18 protein-coding genes are annotated in these 22,679 nt (G+C 65.4%); 4 read left to right on the top strand and 14 right to left on the bottom strand.

Annotated elements, in window-relative coordinates; translation table 11 throughout:
• Positions 1-8: 8 nt before the first annotated feature.
• The 10 genes from tolA to AC1POX_RS06390 form a co-directional block, all read right to left on the bottom strand.
• Positions 9-1,049 (bottom strand): cell envelope integrity protein TolA, encoded by a 1,041-nt coding sequence (gene tolA / locus AC1POX_RS06435; protein ID WP_277573617.1) that lies wholly within the window; start codon positions 1,047-1,049, stop codon positions 9-11.
• The gene (gene tolR, locus AC1POX_RS06430; protein WP_005913652.1) at positions 1,039-1,488 is read right to left on the bottom strand and encodes a protein TolR; all 450 of its coding nucleotides are present in this window, start codon (positions 1,486-1,488) and stop codon (positions 1,039-1,041) included. Before tolR ends, tolA begins: the two co-directional genes overlap by 11 nt.
• Before the next feature lie 157 nt (positions 1,489-1,645).
• Positions 1,646-2,425: a protein TolQ gene (tolQ, locus tag AC1POX_RS06425; protein WP_008578063.1), complete on the bottom strand. Its 780-nt coding sequence runs from the start codon at positions 2,423-2,425 to the stop codon at positions 1,646-1,648.
• Between the two features lie 11 nt (positions 2,426-2,436).
• Positions 2,437-2,895: a tol-pal system-associated acyl-CoA thioesterase gene (ybgC, locus tag AC1POX_RS06420; protein ID WP_008578064.1), complete on the bottom strand. Its 459-nt coding sequence runs from the start codon at positions 2,893-2,895 to the stop codon at positions 2,437-2,439.
• A 52-nt stretch (positions 2,896-2,947) separates the two neighbouring features.
• Complete coding sequence (ruvB, locus tag AC1POX_RS06415; protein WP_031423772.1) at positions 2,948-3,988, bottom strand: Holliday junction branch migration DNA helicase RuvB; 1,041 nt, start codon at positions 3,986-3,988, stop codon at positions 2,948-2,950.
• 39 nt (positions 3,989-4,027) lie between these two features.
• On the bottom strand, positions 4,028-5,146 hold the full coding sequence (locus tag AC1POX_RS06410) for an SMI1/KNR4 family protein (RefSeq protein ID WP_011348274.1): 1,119 nt from the start codon (positions 5,144-5,146) through the stop codon (positions 4,028-4,030).
• A 2-nt stretch (positions 5,147-5,148) separates the two neighbouring features.
• Positions 5,149-7,053 (bottom strand): potassium transporter Kup, encoded by a 1,905-nt coding sequence (locus tag AC1POX_RS06405; protein ID WP_008578069.1) that lies wholly within the window; start codon positions 7,051-7,053, stop codon positions 5,149-5,151.
• Positions 7,054-7,249: 196 nt separating this feature from the next.
• Complete coding sequence (ruvA, locus tag AC1POX_RS06400) at positions 7,250-7,834, bottom strand: Holliday junction branch migration protein RuvA (RefSeq protein ID WP_008578070.1); 585 nt, start codon at positions 7,832-7,834, stop codon at positions 7,250-7,252.
• Positions 7,835-7,991: 157 nt separating this feature from the next.
• Positions 7,992-8,516, bottom strand: a complete 525-nt coding sequence (gene ruvC, locus AC1POX_RS06395) for a crossover junction endodeoxyribonuclease RuvC (protein WP_057680643.1) — start codon at positions 8,514-8,516, stop codon at positions 7,992-7,994.
• A gap of 113 nt (positions 8,517-8,629) precedes the next feature.
• On the bottom strand, positions 8,630-9,358 hold the full coding sequence (locus AC1POX_RS06390) for a YebC/PmpR family DNA-binding transcriptional regulator (RefSeq protein WP_008578072.1): 729 nt from the start codon (positions 9,356-9,358) through the stop codon (positions 8,630-8,632).
• Between the two features lie 736 nt (positions 9,359-10,094).
• Between AC1POX_RS06390 and AC1POX_RS06385 the strand changes: the two genes are divergently transcribed.
• A complete protein-coding gene (locus tag AC1POX_RS06385) occupies positions 10,095-12,287 on the top strand; it encodes a ricin-type beta-trefoil lectin domain protein (RefSeq protein WP_277573619.1) in 2,193 nt (730 codons plus the stop codon).
• A 645-nt stretch (positions 12,288-12,932) separates the two neighbouring features.
• On the opposite strand, the gene AC1POX_RS06380 is transcribed toward AC1POX_RS06385, so the two are convergent.
• The 3 genes from AC1POX_RS06380 to aspS all read right to left on the bottom strand — a co-directional run bounded on the left by AC1POX_RS06380 (position 12,933) and on the right by aspS (position 16,347).
• On the bottom strand, positions 12,933-13,604 hold the full coding sequence (locus tag AC1POX_RS06380; RefSeq protein ID WP_031423779.1) for an esterase/lipase family protein: 672 nt from the start codon (positions 13,602-13,604) through the stop codon (positions 12,933-12,935).
• An 11-nt stretch (positions 13,605-13,615) separates the two neighbouring features.
• Complete coding sequence (locus AC1POX_RS06375) at positions 13,616-14,143, bottom strand: GNAT family N-acetyltransferase (protein WP_277573620.1); 528 nt, start codon at positions 14,141-14,143, stop codon at positions 13,616-13,618.
• Positions 14,144-14,580: 437 nt separating this feature from the next.
• On the bottom strand, positions 14,581-16,347 hold the full coding sequence (aspS, locus tag AC1POX_RS06370; RefSeq protein WP_008578077.1) for an aspartate--tRNA ligase: 1,767 nt from the start codon (positions 16,345-16,347) through the stop codon (positions 14,581-14,583).
• 157 nt (positions 16,348-16,504) lie between these two features.
• Here aspS and AC1POX_RS06365 point away from each other — a divergent pair, with 157 nt between their 5' ends.
• Positions 16,505-17,272: a DUF3011 domain-containing protein gene (locus tag AC1POX_RS06365; protein WP_338339719.1), complete on the top strand. Its 768-nt coding sequence runs from the start codon at positions 16,505-16,507 to the stop codon at positions 17,270-17,272.
• Between the two features lie 469 nt (positions 17,273-17,741).
• On the opposite strand, the gene AC1POX_RS06360 is transcribed toward AC1POX_RS06365, so the two are convergent.
• Complete coding sequence (locus tag AC1POX_RS06360; protein ID WP_008578079.1) at positions 17,742-18,035, bottom strand: FmdB family zinc ribbon protein; 294 nt, start codon at positions 18,033-18,035, stop codon at positions 17,742-17,744.
• Between the two features lie 473 nt (positions 18,036-18,508).
• On the opposite strand from AC1POX_RS06360, the gene AC1POX_RS06355 reads away from it, so the two are divergent.
• Both AC1POX_RS06355 and AC1POX_RS06350 read left to right on the top strand, forming a co-directional pair.
• On the top strand, positions 18,509-19,747 hold the full coding sequence (locus tag AC1POX_RS06355; RefSeq protein ID WP_372356881.1) for an MFS transporter: 1,239 nt from the start codon (positions 18,509-18,511) through the stop codon (positions 19,745-19,747).
• A gap of 405 nt (positions 19,748-20,152) precedes the next feature.
• Positions 20,153-22,609, top strand: a complete 2,457-nt coding sequence (locus tag AC1POX_RS06350; RefSeq protein WP_372356880.1) for a TonB-dependent receptor domain-containing protein — start codon at positions 20,153-20,155, stop codon at positions 22,607-22,609.
• Positions 22,610-22,679: the final 70 nt, after the last annotated feature.

Raw genomic sequence — 22,679 nt, 5'->3', positions numbered from 1 at the left:
GACAACGATTACTGATCCTGCGCAGTGAACACAAAGGTCAGGTTGCGCTGGAACACCGACTCGAACCCGCGGTAAGGCAATGGCTGGGCGCTCAACACGGCCGCTTCGATCGAACGCTGGCCAGCCTCGTCGTAGGGACAGCCCGGCGCCACCTTGGCCTCCATCACGCTGCCGCCCGGCAACTGGCGGATGTTGATGGTGCATTTCTGGCCTGGCGGCACCGACGGCGGACGCACCCACTGCGCCAACACTTTCTGCTGAATCGCCGCGGCGTATTTGGCCGACAGGTCGGTACTGGTACCGCCCTGCCCTGCGGTCGGCTGCGCGCTGGTCGCCGCGGCCGCGGAGGCCTGCTGCGCACGTGCGGCGGCGACCTGGCGCAACTTCTGCTCGGCCAGCGCCATCTCCTTATCGGCTTGCGCGCGCTGACGACGGATGTCGGCGATCTTCTTCTGGCGTTCGGCTTCTTCCGCCGCCTGCTGTGCGGCCGCCTGTTTCTTCTTGGCGTCGGCCTCTTCCTGCTGCTTGGCAAGGCGCAATTTCTGCTCGGCCTCTTCCTGGCGTTTCCGCTCGGTCAGGTCGATCTGCTCCTGGCGACGCTTGGCTTCCTGTTCCTGCTTGGCCTTTTCGGCGGAAATGGCCAGTGCATCCACGCGCTCCTGGTCGACCTTGTCGGGCTGGGCTATGCGCTCCTGTGCCTGCGCCTGCTGCGGCGTAGGCGCATCCTGCGGGCGCGGCTCGGGGATCGGCTGCGGCGGCGGCACGCTGTCTTTCGGCGCGGGCTCGGGCAATGGCGCAGGCGGGGGCGGCGTCTCGACCGGCGTGGCCTTCAATGCCTGGCGCGCAACCCGCGCCTCGGCAGCCGACACGTCCAGCGAGGCCTCCATGCTGGGGTCGCCGGCCGCGGGCTCCACCGAGCGTTCGGGCGACCACAGCCAGCCGGCGATAAACACCAGCGCGACCAGGACGTGCACGACCAATGCCAGGACGACCGGTCGAAACCAGCCGTCATCGCGCGCGGTCTGCGTGGGGAGTGCGTCAGCGTGCATCGCTGCCTGCGGTGCCGCCGGAGTCGGAAATCAGGCCCACTTTCTCGACCTTGGCCTGCTTGAGCACGTCGATGGCATCCATGATCTTCTGGTACGGCGCGGCGCGATCGCCGGCCACCACCACACGTGCGTCCTTGTCCTGCGCCACGATGGCAGCCAGCTGTGCCTGCAGCGCAGCCACGTCCATCGCCTGCGGCTTGCCCTTGGGCAGCTGCAGCGCCAATTTGCCATCGGCAGCGACCACCACCACGACCGGGTCCTGCTTGCTTTCCAGCGCCTTGGCGCGCGAGCTGGGCAGGCTGACGTCGGTACTCAGGGTCAGCAACGGTGCGGTGACCATGAAGATGATCAGCAGCACCAGCATCACGTCGATATACGGCACGACGTTGATGTCGGATTTGAGCTTGCGCTTCTTACGACGGGAAATACCGGAGATCATCGCGAAACGTTCCTAATTAGTCCTCGGCGCCGGCTGGCAGTGCGCTTGCACGGTGCCCCGAAAAGGGACACCTGCACGTGGCACTGCGCACCGACGCGACTGGCCCTGCCGGACACTTCCCGCGTCACGCCATGCGGGGGCATGCCGGCAGCGCGCATCACTCGTCCGCGCCGGCCTGGCGCTGCAGGATGGAGCTGAACTCGTCGGCGAAGGTCTCATAGCGCACCGACAGCCGTTCCACGCGGGTGGTGAAGCGGTTGTAGGCCCACACGGCCGGAATCGCCACGAACAGACCGATGGCGGTGGCGAACAACGCTTCGGAGATACCCGGCGCCACCGCGGCGATACCGGCCTGCTCACCGCTGCTGACCATGTCGTGCATGGTCACCATGATGCCGAACACGGTGCCGACCAGGCCGACGTACGGCGCAGTGGAGCCGATGTTGGCCAGCAGTTCGAGGTTGCGCTCGAGCTGGTCGACTTCGCGCGTGAACGCGGTGCGCATGGCACGCTGCGCGCCTTCCAGCTGCACGCGCGCATCCAGACGGCGGCGGTCGCGTAGACGCGAGAACTCGCGGAAGCCGCTTTCGAACATCGATTCCAGACCGCCCACGGTGCGGTTGCGGTCGGTGGCCGAGGCGTACAGCTTGGCCAGGTCCGCACCGGACCAGAAGCGGTTCTCGAACTCGTCGGCCTCGCGATTGGCCAGCTTGAACGCACGCGCCTTGCGGAAAATGATCACCCAGCTGATGAACGAGCCGATCAGCAGCAGCAGCACGATGATCTTGACCGGGATACTGGCGCGCAGGATCAGGTCTACATAGTTGATGCTGCTGTTGTGCGCCACGCTGGCGGTCTGCGCCGCAGCAGCGGCGACGTCCTGCGGCAGTGCTTCCACTACCGTGTCCTGCAGGGCCAGGAGCAATGCAATCGACATCCGTTCGTTCCTCAGTAATCGGATTCTGGGGTTTCTAGAGCTTTCAACACGTCATACAGCGCATCGTCCATGCCACGCGGACGGAAGTCGCTGGTACCGAGCGCGGCAATACGCACCTCGGCGGTCAGCAGCACTTCGCCTTCGCGACGGACCGATTGCGCGAACAGCAGGCTGGCCCGTCTGCATCGCAGCAATACCGCCGACACTGACAGCGCGTCGTCGAGCCGGGCCGGCTTGAGGAAATCCAGTTGCATCGCGCGGACCGCAAACACCAGGTCGTGCTCCTGGCGCATACGCTCCTGCCCGTAGCCGAGCGCACGCATCCACTCCGTGCGCGCGCGTTCCATGAAGGCCACGTAGCGCGCGTGGTAGACCACCCCGCCGGCGTCGGTATCTTCCCAGTAGACGCGTGTCGGCCAACTGAATACCGGCAGGGATTGGGGATTGGAGAATGGGGATTCGATGGTCATGGGCACGGAATTTCGGTCGTGACGACCCAGGTTGGCGACCAGCAGAGCGTCGTCAAAACAGGTCTCCCGGTTCGCCGATGCCCGGGGTGCGCTCGCGCGGCACCTTCAGGCCCAGATGCAGATAGGCCTTGGGCGTGACCATGCGGCCGCGCGCCGTGCGGATCAGAAAGCCCTGCTGGATCAGGTACGGCTCGATGACGTCTTCCAGCGTGCCGCGCTCCTCCGACAGCGAGGCGGCCAGCGATTCCACGCCGACCGGGCCGCCATCGAAGTGTTCGACGATGGTGCGCAACATGCGACGGTCGAGCTCGTCAAAACCTTCCGGATCCACTTTCAGCATCTGCATGGCCGCCTGCGCCACCGGCAGATCGATATGCCCGGCCGCCTTGACCTGGGCGTAGTCGCGCACGCGACGCAGCAGCCGGTTGGCGATACGCGGGGTGCCGCGCGCGCGGCGTGCGATTTCCGCCGCGCCTTCGGGCGTGCAGTCGATGCCCAGGATGGCCGCCGAGCGAATCACGATGCGGGTCAATTCCTGCGGGGAATAGAATTCCAGCCGCTGCACGATGCCGAAGCGGTCGCGCAAGGGCGCGGTGAGCAGGCCGGCACGGGTGGTGGCACCGATCAGGGTGAACGGCGGCAGGTCGATCTTGATCGAGCGCGCGGCCGGGCCGTCGCCGATCATGATGTCGATCTGAAAATCTTCCATCGCCGGGTACAGCACTTCTTCCACCACCGGCGAGAGACGATGGATTTCGTCGATGAACAGCACATCGTGCGGCTGCAGGTTGGTGAGCAACGCCGCCAGATCGCCGGCCTTTTCGATCACCGGGCCAGAGGTCACGCGCAGGCTCACCCCCAGCTCGTTGGCGATGACGTGACTCAGCGTGGTCTTGCCGAGCCCGGGCGGGCCGAAGATCAGCACATGATCCATCGCCTCGCCACGCGCCTTGGCCGCCTGGATGTAGATCTCCATCTGCTCGCGCACCGGCTGCTGACCGAGATAATCGGCCAGGCGCTTGGGACGAATGCTCGCATCGGCGGCGTCGTCTTCGCGGGTGGAGCTGCTGGCGATGATGCGCTGCTCAGTCATCCGGCCATCTTCTCATGCCGCGCGCGGATGGCCCAACATCTAGACATCAAGCTCGGCCTGGCGCAGCACTGCGAAGAAGGCATCGAAGCGCGCGGCGCGCCAGGTCGGCACCAGCCCTTCCCAGTTCTCGAAATAGACGACCTCCGGCTCGCATTGCGGGCCGCGCGCGCGGTAGTCCAGGCACAGCAGGCTATCGACGTTATGGCAAGACAGCACCAGCACCTGATCCAGGCCGGCGTGCAGGCAGGCCGCAGCGCGGAAGTCACTCCGGTCTTCGAAGGCATCGGCAAAATCCAGCACGCTGCGGATCTGCGCCAGCGGCGATAGATCGCGATCAACCAGCACGCATTCCCAATCCACGTAGTGATCGGACGGAAAACGGGTACGCGGCACCCAGCACCAGCCGGTATCGCCCCCGTCCTGGACACTGTAGAGACGCTTGAACAATGCCGGCAGGCGCACGCCCAGGCGTGCTTCGGCCTCAGCGAAGGCATCGGCGTCCGCTGCGGCTCCGCCGTCGTTCCGCCCATCGGCGCCGCTCCAGAACGTGGTCAATGCCGGCGGCTGCGGCTGCCACTGCACCACATCTGCGTCGTGCTTGGCCTGCAACGCGGGGGACCAATAGTGGACATCGACCAACTGCGCCAGCAGGTCCTCCACGTTGGCGAACACCGCCAACCGGCGCTTGTCGCCTGCATCGACGTAGACCAGTGTGGGCTCGGCACCGAATGCGGAGTAGTCCAGGCACAGCGCCCGGCTCGGCGAACGGTCATCGGCCGCGATGACGATCAGATGGCGATCATCGCCACCGGCAGCAAGCCCGGCAAACGCGTCGTCGCGGTACTCCTCGCGGGCACGCACTTGCGCAAAGGAAAACAGCTCCGCACTGCCGAGCAGGCGCGCGCGCGGGAACAGCCATTCGGCCTTGAGCCAGTTGTCCGGCTCCTCCAGGGACTGACCACGCGCCATCTGCACCGCGCCGCCGTCGTAGCGTGCGTACAGCTCACGCAGCCAGGCCGGCAGGCGGACACCGAGCCGCGCTTGCGCCGCCGCGATCGCGGCCTCGGTGGCCGGCACGCGCCCGAGGTTGAGTGCGTCATCCCAGAAGGTGTCCAGGCTCGGTGAGCGCCCGTAGACCATCCACTTGAGCGCGGCCACGCTCAGATCTCCACTTGCGCGCCCAACTCCACCAGGCGGTTACCGGGGATGCGGAAGAATCCGGTGGCCGGGGCGGCATTGCGATGCATCAGGGCGAACAGCTTGTCGCGCCAGATCGGCATGCCGCGATTGGCGCTGGCCACGATGGTTTCGCGGCTGGCGAAATAGGTGGTGTCCATCGGATCGAAATAGATCCCGCCCTGATCGCAGGAGCGCATCAGCGCCAGCGGCACGTCCGGGGTCTCCATGAAACCGAAGCGCACATGCACGCGGTAGAACTCGTCGCCGATCGCGTCGATCTTGAGCCGTTTCCCGGCGGCCGCGTACGGCACCTGCAGGGTTTCCACGGTCAGGAACACGTTGCGCTCGTGCAGCACCTTGTTGTGCTTGAGGTTATGCATCAGCGCGTGCGGCACCACCATCGGGTCGGCGGTCAGGAACACGGCCGTGCCGGGCACGCGCACCGGCGGCGCCAGCATCAACCCGGGCAGGAAGGTGTCCAGCTTGATACCGTCCTTGCGGATCTCGTCGTGCAGCAGCTTGCGGCCGCGGCGCCAGGTACGCATCAGGGTGAACAGGATCAGGCCCAGCAACAACGGGAACCAGGCGCCGTCCAGGAACTTGATGATGTTGGCGTAGAAGAACGCGCAGTCCACCGCCAGGAACACCAGCGCGAACAACCACAGCAGCGGCGCCGGCACGCGCGGGTTGGCACGCGCGTAGATGATCATCAACACGGTGGTGATCAGCATGGTGCCGGTCACCGAAACGCCGTACGCGGTGGCCAACGAGGCCGAGTCGCCGAAACCGATCACGGCCACCGCCACCAGCGCCAGCAGGCACCAGTTCACCGCCGGCACATAGATCTGGCCGATGGTGGAGTGCGAGGTATGGCGAATGTGCATGCGCGGGATGTAGCCGAGCTGCATGGCCTGGCTGGCCACCGAATAGGCGCCGGTGATCAGCGCCTGCGAGGCGATCACCGTGGCTGCAGTGGCGAGCACGATCATGGGGTACAGCGCCCACTCGGGCACCGCCTCGTAGAACGGGTTGCTGACCGCGGCCGGGTTGCGCAGCATCAGCGCGCCCTGCCCCAGGTAGGTCAAGGTCAGCATCGGCAGGACCACGAACTGCCACGAGCGGCGGATCGCCTTGGCGCCGAAATGGCCCATGTCCGCGTACAGCGCTTCGCCACCGGTCACCGCCAGCACCACTGCGCCCAGCACGAACACCGCATGCCAGTTGTGTTGCGCGAAGAAGCGCACGCCCCACCACGGATTCAGCGCATGCAGCACTTCCGGTGCGCGGGCCATGTTGTAGACGCCGATCGCGCCCAACGCGAAGAACCAGAGCAGCGTGATCGGCCCGAATGCCTTGCCGACACGTTCGGTACCGAAGCGCTGCGCCAGGAACAGCATGCCCAGCACCACCAAGGTGATCGGCACCACGAACGGCTCCAGCCTGGGCGCAGCCACCTCCAGGCCCTCCACCGCCGACAGCACCGAAATCGCCGGGGTGATGACGCCGTCGCCAAAGAACAGCGAGGCACCGAAGATGCCGAGGATGCCGACCACGTACATCGAGCGCGAACCGCCCGGCAGGGTGCGTTGCGCCAACGCGGTCAGCGCCATGATGCCGCCCTCGCCGTCGTTGTCGGCGCGCATGATCACGGTGACGTACTTGAGCGTGACCACCAGCATCAGCGCCCAGAACACCAGCGACAGGATGCCCAGCACGGTGTCGTGGTCCGGGGTCAGCCCGTAGTGCGGCGAAAACGCTTCCTTGAGCGTATACAGCGGGCTGGTACCGATATCGCCGAAGACGACGCCGATCGCGCCGATGACCAGGGCGGTCTGGCTGTTGGCGGGCGCGTGGCTGGAGCCGGCTGATTTGGGGGTGTGGGACATGAGGTGGGCAGTTTTCGCCAGACAGCGTGAAGATGATGAGGGAGCCAGCACCTGTCGAAGGTGCCTGCACTGACGTCACAGACACCCAAGGTACGGGCTGGCCGCGGGCAAGGATGCGCAGTGTACGGGCCGCCCCTGTCGATGCCGAGTGCCGGCCGCGCCCGCTTTGCGGCCAGGCGATGGTTCGTGGCCGCGCTCAGCGCAGCGCGGCTTGCAGTGCCTTGCGGATGACCGTGGCGACCTCGTCGCCTTCTGCACCGGCGTCGCGCGCCATGCGGGCGGCCTCGGCCGGCTTGTAGCCCAGCTGTTGCAAGGCCACGGTGGCTTCGGAAACGGCGTCGGGCCCCAACTGGCCGGTGATCGGGGCGCCGCTGCTGAAATCGGCCGCGCGGTCGCGCAGTTCCACCACCATGCGCTCGGCGGTCTTCTTGCCGATGCCGGGAATGCGCGTCAGCGCGGTGATGTCGCCACTGGTGATCAGGCGGGCGAACTCGTCCACGCTGACCCCGGACAACACCGCCAGCGCAATCTTGGCGCCGATACCGGTGACCTTCTGCACATCGCGGAACAACCGCCGCTCGCCTTCGCGCAGGAAACCGTACAGCGCGACGCTGTCTTCCTTCTGCGCGTAATGGGTGAACAGGATCACGTCGCGACCGACATCGGGCAGATCGTAGAAGGTGCTCATCGGCGCCTCCAGCTCATACCCCACCCCACCCACGTCGATCACCAGCCACGGCGGCTGCTTGTAGGCCAGGATCCCGCGCAGACGGCCGATCATTGGGCACCGCCGTTGTGGTGCCGGGATTGGGGATTCGAGATTGGGGATTGGCAAGAACCCTCGCTGCCGTCAACAACGGTCCCAGCCCGACGAAGCGGCACAGCGCGCGCGGACTCGCGGTTGCGAATCCCCAATCCCAAATCCCGAATCCCGATTATCATTTCTTGCGGCTCCAGGCCTGTTGGGTATTGACGCCCAGGCGTTGCGCGGTGGCGCGCACGTGGGCGTGAGTGATGGCGACCGCCAATGCGTCGGCGGCGTCGGGCTGCAGCTTGCCTTTCAGGTTGAGCATGATGCCGACCATGTGCTGGACCTGCACCTTGTCCGCGCCGCCCTTGCCGACCAACGCCAGCTTGACTTCGGTGGCAGCGTACTCGTGCACCGGCAGGTCGCGCATGACCACCGCGCAGATCGCCGCGCCGCGCGCGTGGCCGAGCTTGAGCGCCGAAGCGGCGCTCTTGCCCATGAACACCCTTTCGATCGCCACCTCATCCGGCCGGTAGGTCTCGATCAGCTCGCCCAGCCCCTGCAGCAGCCGCTTGAGCCGCTGGGAGAAATCACCCTCCCCCAGCAGCATCAGCGGCGCGTGGTGCACATGCCGGCTGCGACCGCCCTCGTCGATATCGATGATGCCGATGCCGGTGCGCTGCGAACCGGGATCGATGCCCAGGATGCGGGTCATCTGGAAGCCGGGATTGGGGATTGGGGATTGGGGATTGGCGCAACGCACACAATGCAGCGGTCGCTTCGCTGTTGCGAATCCCGAATGCCCAATCCCGCCATCCCCATCTTCATTTACGCGCCAAGCGCCGCTTGATCGACGTTCGAATACACGTCCTGTACGTCGTCCAGGTCTTCGAGCATGTCCAGCAGCTTGCGGACCTGCACGGCGGTCTCGCCGTCCACGGCGATGTCGTTGTCGGCGCGGAAGGTGATTTCGGCGTGCGCCGGTTCCAGCCCGGCAGCGACCAGGGCGTCCCTGACCTGGGCGAAGGCGTCCGGGGCGGTCAGCACATCGATGGCGCCGTCTTCCGGGTACACCACCACATCGTCGGCGCCGGCTTCGATGGCGGCATCGGTGAGGGTGTCCTCATCGATGCCGGCGGCGAAGCTCAGCACGCCCAGGCGCTTGAACATGAAGGCCACCGAGCCCTCGGTGCCCATGTTGCCGCCGCATTTGCTGAAGGCATGGCGCACGTCGGCCACGGTGCGCACGCGGTTGTCGGTCAGGCAGTCCACGATCACCGCCACGCCGCCGGGCGCGTAGCCCTCGTAGCGCACTTCTTCGTATTCCACCCCTTCCAGCTCGCCGGTGGACTTCTTGATGGCGCGCTCCATCACGTCCTTGGACATGTTCGACGACAGGCCCTTGTCCATGGCCGTCCGCAGACGCGGATTATTGGACGGGTCGCCGCCGCCGGCGCGGGCCGCCACGCTGATCTCGCGGATGATCTTGGTAAACATCTTGCCGCGCTTGGCGTCGGAGGCGTTCTTGCGGCCTTCGATCGAGGGACCTCTACCCATGGGTGGTTCCAGACTGGCTTCAATGACAGGGCGCGGATTTTACCTGATGCCGCCCTATTACGTGGCGGCGGTCGCCTTGCTGGAACCGCGACTAGCCAGTAAGGCCAGCGCCTGGCGCGTCCCGGTGGTCGCAGCCCATAGCCACGCCAGTAGACGTCAACGTAGCCGCCACGTGCACGAGCTTGCGACCGGATGTTGTTCAAGAGTGCTGGCGTGGACCAGCTCAATCGCACTGCGCCCTCGCTCGGCCATGGCCATACCCGAAAGCTCGCCAGAACGGCATCAGCTCCCACATCACATCCCCGGAGCACATTCCCCGTCGACCTTACCCCGTCCGACATCTTGCGGGCACGGCCGCGTGCCCAGCGTTCACCGCCACCATCCTGCAATGCGGCCTCGGCCGCGCTGCCGCAGGCTAGTTGTTAGAATTGTGTTTTATTTGATTGATGTCACAATTTTGTTTCACCGTCCGTTTGTCCTTTTAAGAAAGCTCATCCATAGCCGCTAAGCAAGATGGCTGTCTTTGCGCTTGCGTGCATCGACGGCGCCTTCTTCGGCCCAATCGCTCCGGTCGCCCTGAGAGGGCGCGCGGGATCGGCAGGAAGCGAAGTAATTCAATCACACAACCGCTCAAAAACCAGCGAGCACTAACTCCGGATCCCGCCGAGGCCAAATCAGCGGTTGGCGAAAGAGTGGAAGCAAAGCGGGTCATGCAGCCAGCAAGGGGAATCGTTACATGTATAAAAAGGGAATCGTCCTGGCATCCTGCGTCGCCGTCGCGGCAGGTGCCTGGCTTGGAAGTCACGCGTGGGATCATGCATCTGCGGCTGCTATACCCACCGCCGCCGGCGCAGCGCGCCATGGCCCCTCGAAAACATCTCAGCACACGCCAGCGAAGCTTGCTGCGGCAGCATCGAGCTATTTCGACGCCCCGGACCAAGGCACCCTGGTCTCCTACGTCGAACATGCGACCCCGACCAAGGAAGGTCCCTTCGCTCTCTACCCTGCGCGCATCAGCGAAAGCTACGCGCTGCGGGCCGCGATCGAAGGCAAAATGACGGTCGTCGCGCCGGATGGCACCCGCCTGGAGATGGATTATGTCCGTCATACCGAGGGCAAGAACGGCAATTGGACCTGGGTTGGCCGCTTGCCCGGCGCGCAGGTCGGCGAAGAGTCGGTCATCACGTTCGGCAAGAATGCGGTCTTCGGCTCGCTCGGCAGCAGCGGCGGCCAGGTTTATCGAATCTCCACCGTCAACGGACAGCCCTATGTGATGGCTGCTGCGGAAGTAGCCCTTCGCTCGGCTGCCCCCAGCAGGCGCCACGACGCCAAGCAGGTCCCACCGACCGCTAACGCTTCATCGCTGGCGTCCCTACCTTCCACCGGCATCGTCCCGAACTTCACCAGCTTGAATCAGGTGAATGCTGCTGCGGGTACGACCTCGACCAATACCATCGACGTCGTGCTCGGCTATACCCCAGAGTACAAGACGTATCGAGGTGGCGAAGCGGCCATCGAGACCGTTCTGACCAATCTGGTCGAAGTCGCCAACCAGGCGTTTGCCAATGCGAACGTGCAGGCGCGCTATCGCTTGGTCGGCACCATCGAAGTCGGCTACGTCAACAACAGCGACAATTCCCAAGCGCTGGACGAGCTCACCTGGGTAACGGCCTATAACGACGCCTTCCGCCCGATTCGCCAGATTCGCGAGAACTATGGCGCCGACCTGGTGGGTCTGGTCCGCCGCTTTGACGCTACCAGCCAGGGCAACTGTGGCGTCGCCTGGGTCAACGGCCAGACAGACTCTCGTTATGCGTACGCGATTGTTTCCGATGGTGTCGACGGCAGTTACTACTGCCCTTCGACCACGCTTGGACACGAGCTCGGACATCTGCTCGGATCGCAGCACCAGCGGGAAACCGGAAACGAGACGGGTTACAACTTCGGCCATCGCAGCGATGTGGGCAGCTTCCACACCGTCATGGCCTATGGCATCAATGGCCAGCGTGAAGTGAACATCTATTCGACTCCCGCCAGCATGTCTTGTTACGGCCAGGCCTGCGGCGTGATCGGCCAAGCCGACAATGCAACTGCCTTCATTTTCACCGTTCCCAACATCACCCAGTTCCGCGCAACTGTCGTGCCGTTCGATGACTCCAGTTCTCCTGGGCAAATCGTCGGACCTTCCGGCAAGTGCTTAGACGTGGTGGGCGGCAGTACCGGCAATGGCGCCCAGACCCAGGTCTGGGCATGCAATGGCATGCGGCAGCAGAAGTGGCAGTGGCAAAACGTCAGCCGTTCGCTGCGCAGCAATGGCACCGACAAGGTGCTGGATATCGCCGGGGTAAATAGCAACAACGGCGCCAGCATCCAGCTCTACCAAACTATGAACTCTGCAAACCAACGCTGGAACTTCCGCTCGGCCGCCATCATCGCCACGGGCGGCAAGGTCCTGGACGTGACCAACGGAAGCTCTGCCAACGGTGCGCGCCTGCAGACCTGGGACAACCTTGGTGGCGCAAACCAGCGCTGGAATTTCAATCCCACCACCGGAGCGATCCAGGTGTCCAGCGGGCGATGCCTAGACGTGATGGCTGGAGGCGTGAATAGCGGCACTGCAGTGCAGCTGTATGACTGCTTGGGCAACAAGTTCCAGAAGTGGACACTGGGCAAGAACGGCTCGATCATCGGCTACGGCGGCAACTGCCTTGAGGCGAGCGGCACCACGGGCGCGAACGGCAATACCATACGGATGGCGACGTGCAATGGAAGTGCGGCGCAAGCCTGGCGTATCCGCGGGCAGATCCGCAGTGATCTCAACAACAAGTGCCTGGACGACTCGGCGGGTGGCGCGACCAACGGCGCTCGTGTGCAGATGTGGGAATGCCTGGGCAATCCCAACCAAACCTGGGAAGTACAGCCCAACTAATTAGTCCAGTTAGATGACACCGAGGGGCGTGCCGCTGGTTCCATTGCCGTTTTTTCGTGCATCCACACGAATACTGGCAGGAAGCAACGGTACGCCCCGCGGCTTTTCAGGCGATTACACTGGCCCACGCAACGTGTGCGCGGCCACCGAACGCCGAACTGCCGGCGCCTGCATGGACATGCCCCATCAAGCTACTTCGACGCTCAAGCGTCCATGAAAGCCTTGCGCAGCAGCACGCAGCTACGGTCATGCGGATTGCCGTTGAGCTGCACGACTCCATTGAGCGCTTAGCAGCACAGGTCGCCGAGGTTTCCGGCCACGCGCCAATCCACTGAGTGGGGACCTGACGCCCCAGCCGCTGCGGCGCGATCTAAAACACGCCACTACGCCAGCCGCAGCGCTGGCCCAGCCTATCGGATACAGCGGCGCTGGCGCACCCCGACGAATGCCGCTACGCGAGAGGCCGCAAGAGTGGCGTCATGCGCCGATGGCAGCTCCTTTCGCTTCATCAGTTAGTCAGATGGCTTGGATAGCCGAGCATGAGTTGCGCGCTCGACCGACTGGATCCTAAGCAGATTTGGACGTGTCCAAGCTCGCTGAAGACCGCGCACAGACTGATTGCCGCCACCTTACGCGGTGGCGGCCTCAGCGCTGAAACCGCCCCGTATCCAAGAAAGCCAAGGTCTGCCGCGCGGCGGCAGGCGACAGCAGCAGACCACTATGGCTGGCGCGGACCACGCAGTGGTCACGCAGGCCCGGCAGCTGCGTTTCGGCCAGGCTCACGGTTCCGTCCGACACCTCGCCGAGCGGGGCCAACCAGCGCCCCAGTCCGCGCGGCACGCAGCCGGCCACCTGGCCGATCTCGGCCGCGCCGTCCCAGCACCCCAGGCCCTGTTGCAGCAAGTCGGCGCTGCGCCCCATCGCCCGTGGCAGGCCGCGTCTGGCCAGCCCACGCGCCACACTACTGCCGGCCAACGGGCTGCCCAGGCAGACCACCCGTCGCACCGGCAGATCAGGCGCACTACGCAAGGCCTGCGCGGCGATCAAGCCGCCAAGGCTATGGCACACCAGCGCCTGCACGCCGGTCGCGCGCAAGCGGGCGATCAACTGCGGCACTGCCTGCGCCGGGCCACCCAGGACGCTGGCGTAGCCGAACAGCGCCGGTCGATACCCGCCCTGCCGCAACCGACGCGCCAGTGGCAGCAACCAAAGCGGGGAATTCCAGATGCCGTGCACCAGCAGGACATCGGCCAGCGTTCCGCTACTGGCGTCTGCTGATGCAGCCACGCGCGTGGGCACGGCAGGCGGAGACGGCATCCGAAGGACGTTCAGTGCGGCGACGGGCTCGGTTCCCGCCGCAGGATGTATTCGCGGTCGACGATCTTGCCCACCGGAAAATCGTATTCGCCCACCTTTTCGAAACCATAGCGGGCGTAGAAGCGCTGCGCGCCGAAATTCTCCGACCACACGCCGATCCACAACGTGCGTGGGCCGTCGCGCTCCAACCATTGCAGCGCAGTTTCGAACAATCGGCTGCCCCAGCCGCTGTTCTGATAGTCCTTCAGCAGATACAACCGCTTCAGCTCCCCATCGCCGGGACGCACCTGATCGTGCGGCAGCCCGCAGGGGCCGGCGGCCGCATGGCCGACCAGCAGGTTGTCCATCTCCAGCAGCCAGATCGCGTAATCCGGATGCGACAGCACGGCGCGCGCGCGCTCCACGGCATAGGTCTCTTCCAGAAAACCGCGCAGGTCCTCTTCCGGATACAGATGCCCGAAGGTTTCGGTAAAGGTCTGCGCGGCCAGAAGCGACAGCGCTTCGGCATCGTCCGGCGTGGCGCGGCGAATGCGGGTCATGCGGGCCCCTCTGGCAAGTCGACGCGGCAGCTTCTCGCATGCTGCGGCGTTGCTGCAAGTGGGGAATCGGGAATGGGGAATGGGCGAGCGCCCTGCGAGTCGGGCACCAGATGCTTCTGCTCGGCTGGTGGTCTTACCACCCAGAGGCCTGGTTGCCGCGTGCGTTGGAATTGCCGCGCGTATCGGAGCGGCATGCAAAAAACGCGCTGCGTCACCCGCTAGAGCTTGGGTGCAGTTGCTGACAAGCACTCAGGGTGACGGAAAATCGCGGTGCGCGATTGCTTGGCAGTTAGTTACGCACGCCACGCTGCGCATGCAGTTGTTCGATACGCGCGTTGCGTGCAGCGCAGATCGGCCAGCAACGCCTTGCGCCAGCTGCCCGCTGCGCATGAACAGCACGGCCACGCAATGGGCGTGGCCGTGTGTGCGATGACGGGTCAGACCTGCTTCGGGCGCACCTGCACGTGCACTTCGGCGAGCTGGTCGGCAGCGATCGGCGACGGGGCGTCGGTCATCAGATCCTGCGCGCCGGTGGTCTTGGGGAACGGGATCACGTCGCGGATGGACTCGGTACCGGCCATCAGCGCGGCGATGCGGTCGATACCGAAGGCAATGCCGCCATGCGGCGGCGCGCCGTAGTTCAACGCGTCCAGCAGGAAGCCGAACTTGGCGCGCGCTTCTTCGGCGCCGATGCCGAGCAGTTCGAACACGGCGCTCTGCATGTCCGGGCGGTGGATACGGATCGAGCCGCCGCCGATTTCGTTGCCGTTGAGCACCATGTCGTAACCGCGCGAGACCGCGGTGCGGGCGTTGGCGCGCAGGTCGGCAATATCGTCCACCGCCGGTGCGGTGAAGGGGTGATGCAACGCGACGTAACGCTGCGCCTCCTCGTCCCATTCGAACATCGGGAAGTCGGTGACCCACAGCGGCGCCCAGCCGTCGGCGACCAGGTTGAAGTCCTTGCCGGCCTTCAGGCGCAGCGCGCCCATGAAGTCGGACACCTTGGTGTAGCCGCCGGCACCGAAGAACACGATGTCGCCATTGCCGGCGCCGACATGCTTGAGCAGCGCGGCGAAGGATTCTTCGCTGAAGAACTTGGCGATCGGCGAACTGACCTCGCCGGTCTCCGACAGCTTGATGTAGGCCAGGCCCTTGGCGCCGTATTTGGCGGCGTGCGCTGCGTATTCGTCGATCTGCTTGCGCGACAGGCTGGCGCCACCGGGAATGCGCAGCGCGGCAACGCGGCCATCGGCATCGTCGGCGGCAGCGGTGAACACCGGGAATTGGCTGGCCTTGACCAGCTCGGCCACGTCGACCAGTTCCAGCGCGATACGCAGGTCCGGCTTGTCCGACCCAAAGCGGCGCATCGCCTCGGCCCAGGTCATGCGCGGGAACTGCGCCGCCAGGTCGACATCCACCACTTCCTTGAAAATGGCGCGGATCATGTCTTCGACGAAATCCTGCACGTCGCGCTCGCGCACGAAGGCGAATTCCATGTCGAGCTGGGTGAATTCCAGCTGGCGGTCGGCACGCAGCGCTTCGTCGCGGAAGCAGCGCGCGATCTGGTAGTAACGGTCGAAGCCGGCCACCATCAGGATCTGCTTGAACAGCTGCGGGCTCTGCGGCAAGGCGTAGAACTCGCCCGGATGCATGCGCGCCGGCACCAGGAAGTCGCGCGCGCCTTCCGGGGTGGCCTTGGTCAGGATCGGGGTTTCGATGTCCTGGAAATCGCGCGCATCCAGATGCCGGCGCAGCGCCTGCACCAGCTTGATGCGGGTGCGCTGCATGCGCTGCATTTCCGGCCGGCGCAGGTCCAGGTAGCGGTACTTCAGGCGGGTTTCTTCGCCCGGGTTTTCGTGCGCGTGGAACGGCAGTGGCGCGGCCTTGTTGAGGATGCTGATGCGCGTGGCGATCACTTCCACCTTGCCGCTGCGCAGCTTGTCGTTGACCGCATGACGCGCGCGCACCACACCTTCCACCTGCAACACGTCCTCGTAGCCCAGGCTGGCGGCCACCTTGAACAGCTCTGCGCTGGCGTCGTCGCCGGCCACCGGCTCCACCGTCACCTGCACGATGCCTTCGTGGTCGCGCAGGTCGATGAAGCACACCCCGCCCAGGTTGCGGGCCACGTCGGTCCAGCCGGCGAGAGTGACGGTTTGGCCGATCAAGGTCTCGTCGACCAGGCCGCAGAAGTGGGTACGCATCGAAAGCTCCGCTGAAAACCCGACGCAGGACAGCGCCGGAAAGCCGGATATTCTGGGGCCGGCGAGCGGCAGGAGCAAATGCGCGGGCGCTCATGGGCGCTTAAGTCGGTGCCCGGCTGAATAGGCGCCACGCCCCTCCTGCACCAAGGACGACACGATGCTGCGCACTGCCCTGCTGCTCTCCGGCTTCGGCCTGATCACCCTCACCGGCGCATTTGCCAGCGTCACTGCCAGCGCCCAGGAGCGTGGCTGGAATGGCCCCAGCATCACCTGTTCCAGCAACGACAACCGCCGCCGCGAGTGCGATACGCCGTTCCGCGGCCGCGCGGTGCTGGTGGAAAACATCTCCGGCACGCGCTGCATCGAAGGCCGCAACTGGGGCAGCGAGCGCGGCCGGATCTGGGTGGACAATGGCTGTCGCGGCCGTTTCGTCGACGCCCGCAGCGGTGGCGGCTGGGGCGGCGGCTATGGCCCCGGCGGCGTTGGCGGGATCGCTGGAACGGTGCGCTGCGAGAGCAACGATCAGCGCCAGAACATCTGCGATACCGGCTGGCGCCGCGCCATGTTGGTGCGCCAACTTTCCAACACGCCCTGCGTGGAAGGCCGCAACTGGCGCCAGGAAGGCGGCCGGATCTGGGTGGACGACGGCTGCCGGGGCGAATTCGCGCAGGCCCGAGGTGGCGGTGGCTGGGACGGCGGCTATGGCGGCCGCGATGACCGCCCCGGCAACGGCTATGCGATCACCTGCGCCAGCGACGACCGGCGCCTGCGCACCTGCGGCTGGGATGGCCGTTACGGGCGCCCGGTGCTGACCCGCCAGCTGTCGGACACCCGCTGTGAGGAAGGTCGCACCTGGGGCTACGACGATCGTCGCGCCACGGTGTGGGTCAACGACGGCTGCCGGGCGCGTTTCGAGGCGCGTTGATGCACTGGCCGCGCAGGCTGGCTGGGTGAGATAGGCCTGCGCGCGTCGGCGAGACACCGGCGCCAGCGTTCTGGACCACGGCACGCATCCAGGCGGATGCGGCTGTCAACCTCAGTCGGGGCGATCCATAGAAGGGCGGCAAACCGCACGCGCAACGCGTGCGTCAGAGCCTTGCAGCCTCGCGGCTACCCGCCATGCTTCACCACAGTTTGCCGGGACTGCACTTGGCCCGGCTGACGTGGGTGTATCGACACCGGCCCGGCCAGCAAGATCGTCCACCGCGCATGCCGGGCGCTACTGGGAAACGCAGTCCTGGCCGCGGCGAACGGCGGTGGGATGGCACAGCCGTCCGGGTTGGCGGCAAGCACCCATGCAATCCTCCGCGACACAGCCGGCAGCACGGTGCTCGACGTGGAGTCATTGCAACGCGCAACCGCGCTGTGCGGCGCAACCTGCACGCCGCGGCCACTTATGCCGGATCGGACGCGGGCTTGGCGGCCGGCTTGCTCTCCGCGGTTGCCGCCGGTTTGGCATCGCCGCCGGCGCTGCTGCTTTCGGTGAGGTTCTTCTTTTTCTCGCCGGCCGATTTGAAGTCGGTCTCGTACCAGCCGCTGCCGGACAGGCGGAACGACGGCGCGGTGACCTGGCGCTTGATCGTGGCAGCGGCGCAGGCCGGGCAGGTTTGCGGATCGGGGTCGGCCATTTTCTGCAGGCGGTCGAATGCGTGGCCGCAGGTAGTGCACTGGAAACCGTAGATGGGCATGGCAGGGATCAGCTGAAGACGTTGCAAGGGGCGCAAATTCTAGACGCATGCGGGCAGGCAAGGGCAGCGCGCCGCCTGCGACGGGCAGCAGGCAGCCGGTGATGCGTCTACTTGGCCGGCGCCAGGCGACGGCGGCAATGTGCAGTGGCCGCTTCGACGCCCCGCACACGCCGATGGGCTGCGCGCACCGACGCAATGCCGCCCCACCCTGCGCGCAGGCGTGGCTGGCGGCAGCGTGGGGCGAGCGCAGCGCACAACACCTCTGCGTGCACGCCATGCGATCGACACATGCATGGGTTGCGTATCCAAGCAACGCACGAGCAATCGCAAAACACCACCTGCGGCAATCACATCCTCACGCACAATCGCCGAAAACCGCGCACGCGCCAACGGCGCCGATCGAGCCGCACCGACCAGGCTGTTACACTCGAACACGTGATCGACGCGCCTTTTCCCCCACGAGGGCCGCATCCATGTTGCGGTTGACTGCCTTACTGCTGGGCGTTGCCCTGCTACTCACCGGTAGCGGGTTGCTCGGCACGCTGCTCGCCGTGCGTGGCGATCAGGCCGGCTTCGATGCGCGGGCATTGGGGTTGATCATGTCCGGCTACTTCGCCGGCTTCTTTCTGGGCACCTTCTTCGCACCGCCGCTGATTCGCCGCATCGGGCATATCCGCGCGTTTGCGTTTTATGCGGCGCTGGCAGCCATTGCGGTGTTGCTGCATCCGATCTGGTTGAACGCCTGGGGCTGGGGCGTGCTGCGCCTGGTGACTGGCGCGGCGTTGGTCGGCCTGTACACCGTGATCGAAAGCTGGCTCAACGCCGAGCCCGACGCACGCCGGCGTAGCCGGGTGTTTTCGGTCTACATGGCGATCAATCTGTCGGCGCTGGCACTGGGCCAGGTCCTGCTCACCATCGGCGATGCAGGCGCACCGGCGATGTTCACGCTGACGGCGATCCTGTTCTGTGCAGCGGTGATGCCGGTGATGACCACGCGGCTGATCCCGCCCGAGGTGCCGCATGTATCGCGCCTGCGGTTGGTCACGCTGTATGCCCTGGCGCCGGTGGCCACGATTGGCGCCGGCCTTTCCGGCCTGGCGATGGGTGCGTTCTGGGGCTTGCTGCCGGTATATGCCAACCGCATCGGGCTGAATTCCGACGGCGTGGCGATGTTCATGCTCACCGCCATCGTGGGCGGTGCGGTGCTGCAGTGGCCGATCGGGCGCATCAGCGACGGGCATGACCGCCGCATCGGCCTGGTGACCGTGAGCTTGCTGGCCGCCGGCATCGCGATCGCTGCCGCGTTGCCGATGGTGCAGACACAGACCACCGTGCTGTTCGTGCTGTTCTTCGTCTATGGCGGGTTGGCGTTTTCGCTGTACCCGTTCGCGGTGGCGCACATGCTCGATTACCTGCCGCGCGAAGACCTGCTTTCCGGCAGCAGCAGCTTGTTGCTGGTGCATGGCGTGGGTGCGGCGATCGGCCCTGCATTGGCCGGCGGCGCGATGCAGAAGTTCGGCCCGGCCGCGTTGCCGGTGTATTTCGCGGTGATGTTGTTGGCCCTGGCGGGCTTCACGTTGTCGCGGCTGCTGCGCTTCACCCGCCGCCGCCCCCATCCGATCGCCTTCCGCCCGATGCTGCGCACCACGCCGTCGGCACTGGAGTTGATGCCGGAAACACAGCAGACCGAAACGCCACCGCGAACCAAGTAACGCTGACCGTGCTCTCTCGCGCTGGCTTTAGGATGGTCGAACAATTCGATCAGCGGACTGCACACCTGCCACTGCGGCCAGCGCGGTTGTGCTGGATCTCGAAACTTCGCTCGCTGCCTGGTGCGGTGGCCTCGCCAATTGCGGGACCGTTGGCGGCATGGATGCCGCCATCGAGTCCCCAAGGGATGGGCTCACGGCGTGTCCAGAAGCGGTGAGGCATCGCGCTATCGACCGACTCCGCGTTTGACCCAGCCCGTTGACCAGCCCACATCCCGCTTGGCCCAAGATCTCGTCAGCTCGGCTGGAAGCATCCGAACGCCGCTAACCAAGCTAACCAAGTCTTCGCTCTGGCCATGAGGTTGCATACATCCGGCGCGTGATCGCGACCTCGCCTGTAGCGCGGTCATGATCACGCAACGCAAGCGCGACAGTCTTTCCAGACCCCCTCCCCCGCTGTGGATTTCAATGGATTCGATGTCCTCCTTGCGCGTGCGCCGTCCTGCCACGCTGGCGTTACTGCTGGTTCCGCTCACCCTACCGGCTTATGCACAGCAGGTTCCCGACGGCGCAACGTCTGACCCGGCCGTCACCGACGAGCAAGTATCGACGCTGGATCAGGTGCAGGTGGTCGGCCAGGCAATGACCTATTCCAAGACCACCGTCAGCAAGGAAATGCTGGACCGCCAGTTCGTGCTCGGCAGCGTCAACGATGCGCTCAACGAACTGCCCGGCGTGGTGGTGACCGAAGCCGATGCCTTTGGCTCCTCAGATTGGGGCACGCAGATCAGCATGCGCGGCTTCGTCAGCAATCGCGATACGCAGCAGATCGGCACCACCATCGACGGCGTACCCAATGGCGGCTCGGCGTACGGCGGTGGCTCCAAGGCCAATCGCTTTATCGACATGCCGGATCTGGAAACGGTGGAAGTGAGCCAGGGCACCGCCGACATCGCCTCGCGCTCCAACGAAGCCCTGGGCGGCACCTTGAATTACCTCACCAGCGAACCGCTGGAAACGCAGCGTGTGCGCGTGATCGGCGGCATTGGCGATAACCAGGCGCGCAAGTACTACGCGCGCTACGACACCGGCCTAATCGGCGGCAATACGCGTGCCTGGGTCAGTGGCTCGTCGGCACGCAATGACGACTGGATCGACGGCAGCGGGCACACCAGCCGCGATCACCTGGCCGGCAAATTCGTCAGCGTGCTGAATCAGTGGACGCTCAGCGGATACGCATCCTACGACGATGCCGACGAATCCGAATACACCAGCGTGACCCCGGAGCAATTCGCGCGCGACCCGGAGCACGACCTGTTGACCGGCACGCTCACCGGCATTCCGTACCTGGACCAGAACTACCGCTCCGGCTCGCGTGCCTTGCGCAAGAATACGTTCGGCTACCTGCGTGGCGCCTTGGATGGCGGCAATGGTTTCAAGACCACGCTGACCGGCTATGCGCACCGCATGCAGGGGCGCGGCGACTGGATTCCGCCGTATCTGGTGGATGTCAGCAACGATGGCGCCGGCGCACCCGAATCCGAAGCGCGTGGCGGCAATACCGTGTATGGCGGCAGCGATCTGGGCAAACTGTATTACCTCACCCCCGGGGGCGCGGCTGCCGCCATGCTGGCCGGTTGCGCCGGCAGCGACGCGGTGCCGGCCGAATCCAATCCGGCCTGCTATCCGGCCGGTTCGATGCCGGTGCAATCGTATCGACATAGCCACTACGACAATCACCGCGCCGGCGCGATGGCCGATGTGGAATGGCGCACCGATCTCGACGCCATCGACAACACCGTGCGTGCCGGTGCCTGGCTGGAACGCGTTGAACGCAGCGTCACCCGCGACTGGCACCGCCTGCTCAACGTCGGCACCAACATCAGCTTCGATCATCAGCCGTACTGGGTGCAGTTCAAGGACAACTACCAGACCGACGAGCAGATGTATTACGTCGAAGACGTGATGCGTTACGGCGCATTCGCATGGCGCGTGGGCGTCAAGCAGTTCTTTGTCGACCAGACCCGCGACCGCCGCATCGGCGATGCGCAGCATGTGCAATCGGATTCGCGGTCCGACCCGCTGCTGTCGGCCGGCCTGACCTGGACCACACCGGTGCAGGGCCTGGAGGCCTTTGCCGGCTACTCGCAGAACTTCGCCGCGATTGCGTCCGGCGTGCTGGGCGAAACCGACCCGGTGGCGCTGAGTCGGGTGAAACCGGAAACCGCCGACAACATCGAACTCGGCCTGCGTGTCAGCCGCTGGCCGTTGACCGGCAGCGTCACGCTGTACGACATCCGCTTCGACAACCGCATCGTGTACGTGCCGGCCAACTTCGTCACCGGTATCGACTACCTGGGCGAAACCGATGGCGTGTACGAAAACTTCGGCGGTGTGCATGCGCGCGGCGTGGAAGCAGCGCTGGGCTACGGCTGGGACAACGGCTGGCGCATCAATGGCGCCTACACCTACAACAAGGCCGATTATCTCGGCAGCGGCGATGCCGCGCGCGATACCGCCTTGGAGATCACGCCCGGTGCGCAGGTGATCGGCCAACCGCGCAATACGCTGGTGGTGTCGGCCGACTGGCGCGGCCAGGCATGGCGCTTCGGTGTGTCCGGACGCTACCTGGGCAAGCGCTACCTAGACGCATCCAACCGCGCCGCACTCGATGGCGTGACCACCTTCGATGCCAATCTGGGTGTGGAACTTTCGCAACTGACCTCGCAGCTCAAAGGCCTGCAGCTCGCGCTCAACGTCAGCAACCTCACCGACAAGCGCTATCTGGAAGGTGTGGACGGTAGCGACAGTGCCTTCATTGCCGCCCCGCGCACCGTCGGCCTGACCCTGACGCTGGACCTGTAACGGCGAACTGCCATGCTATGCGATGCCCGCACCAGGCACCGGCGCGGGCAGTCCTTCCGATGCGATGAGC

The sequence above is a fragment of the Xanthomonas sp. NCPPB 3442 genome (genome assembly GCF_056725145.1).
Note: the sequence above shows the minus strand (reverse complement) of the source record. Positions and strands in the feature narration are given on the sequence as shown.

What these genes read in the sequence shown, in the direction of transcription:
- tolA (WP_277573617.1), bottom strand. Translation starts at nt 1,049, where the DNA reads ATGCACGCTGACGCACTCCCCACGCAGACCGCGCGCGATGACGGCTGG.
- tolR (WP_005913652.1), bottom strand. Translation starts at nt 1,488, where the DNA reads ATGATCTCCGGTATTTCCCGTCGTAAGAAGCGCAAGCTCAAATCCGAC.
- tolQ (WP_008578063.1), bottom strand. Translation starts at nt 2,425, where the DNA reads ATGTCGATTGCATTGCTCCTGGCCCTGCAGGACACGGTAGTGGAAGCA.
- ybgC (WP_008578064.1), bottom strand. Translation starts at nt 2,895, where the DNA reads ATGACCATCGAATCCCCATTCTCCAATCCCCAATCCCTGCCGGTATTC.
- ruvB (WP_031423772.1), bottom strand. Translation starts at nt 3,988, where the DNA reads ATGACTGAGCAGCGCATCATCGCCAGCAGCTCCACCCGCGAAGACGAC.
- AC1POX_RS06405 (WP_008578069.1), bottom strand. Translation starts at nt 7,053, where the DNA reads ATGTCCCACACCCCCAAATCAGCCGGCTCCAGCCACGCGCCCGCCAAC.
- ruvA (WP_008578070.1), bottom strand. Translation starts at nt 7,834, where the DNA reads ATGATCGGCCGTCTGCGCGGGATCCTGGCCTACAAGCAGCCGCCGTGG.
- ruvC (WP_057680643.1), bottom strand. Translation starts at nt 8,516, where the DNA reads ATGACCCGCATCCTGGGCATCGATCCCGGTTCGCAGCGCACCGGCATC.
- AC1POX_RS06390 (WP_008578072.1), bottom strand. Translation starts at nt 9,358, where the DNA reads ATGGGTAGAGGTCCCTCGATCGAAGGCCGCAAGAACGCCTCCGACGCC.
- AC1POX_RS06385 (WP_277573619.1), top strand. Translation starts at nt 10,095, where the DNA reads ATGTATAAAAAGGGAATCGTCCTGGCATCCTGCGTCGCCGTCGCGGCA.
- AC1POX_RS06380 (WP_031423779.1), bottom strand. Translation starts at nt 13,604, where the DNA reads ATGCCGTCTCCGCCTGCCGTGCCCACGCGCGTGGCTGCATCAGCAGAC.
- AC1POX_RS06375 (WP_277573620.1), bottom strand. Translation starts at nt 14,143, where the DNA reads ATGACCCGCATTCGCCGCGCCACGCCGGACGATGCCGAAGCGCTGTCG.
- aspS (WP_008578077.1), bottom strand. Translation starts at nt 16,347, where the DNA reads ATGCGTACCCACTTCTGCGGCCTGGTCGACGAGACCTTGATCGGCCAA.
- AC1POX_RS06365 (WP_338339719.1), top strand. Translation starts at nt 16,505, where the DNA reads ATGCTGCGCACTGCCCTGCTGCTCTCCGGCTTCGGCCTGATCACCCTC.
- AC1POX_RS06360 (WP_008578079.1), bottom strand. Translation starts at nt 18,035, where the DNA reads ATGCCCATCTACGGTTTCCAGTGCACTACCTGCGGCCACGCATTCGAC.
- AC1POX_RS06355 (WP_372356881.1), top strand. Translation starts at nt 18,509, where the DNA reads ATGTTGCGGTTGACTGCCTTACTGCTGGGCGTTGCCCTGCTACTCACC.
- AC1POX_RS06350 (WP_372356880.1), top strand. Translation starts at nt 20,153, where the DNA reads ATGATCACGCAACGCAAGCGCGACAGTCTTTCCAGACCCCCTCCCCCG.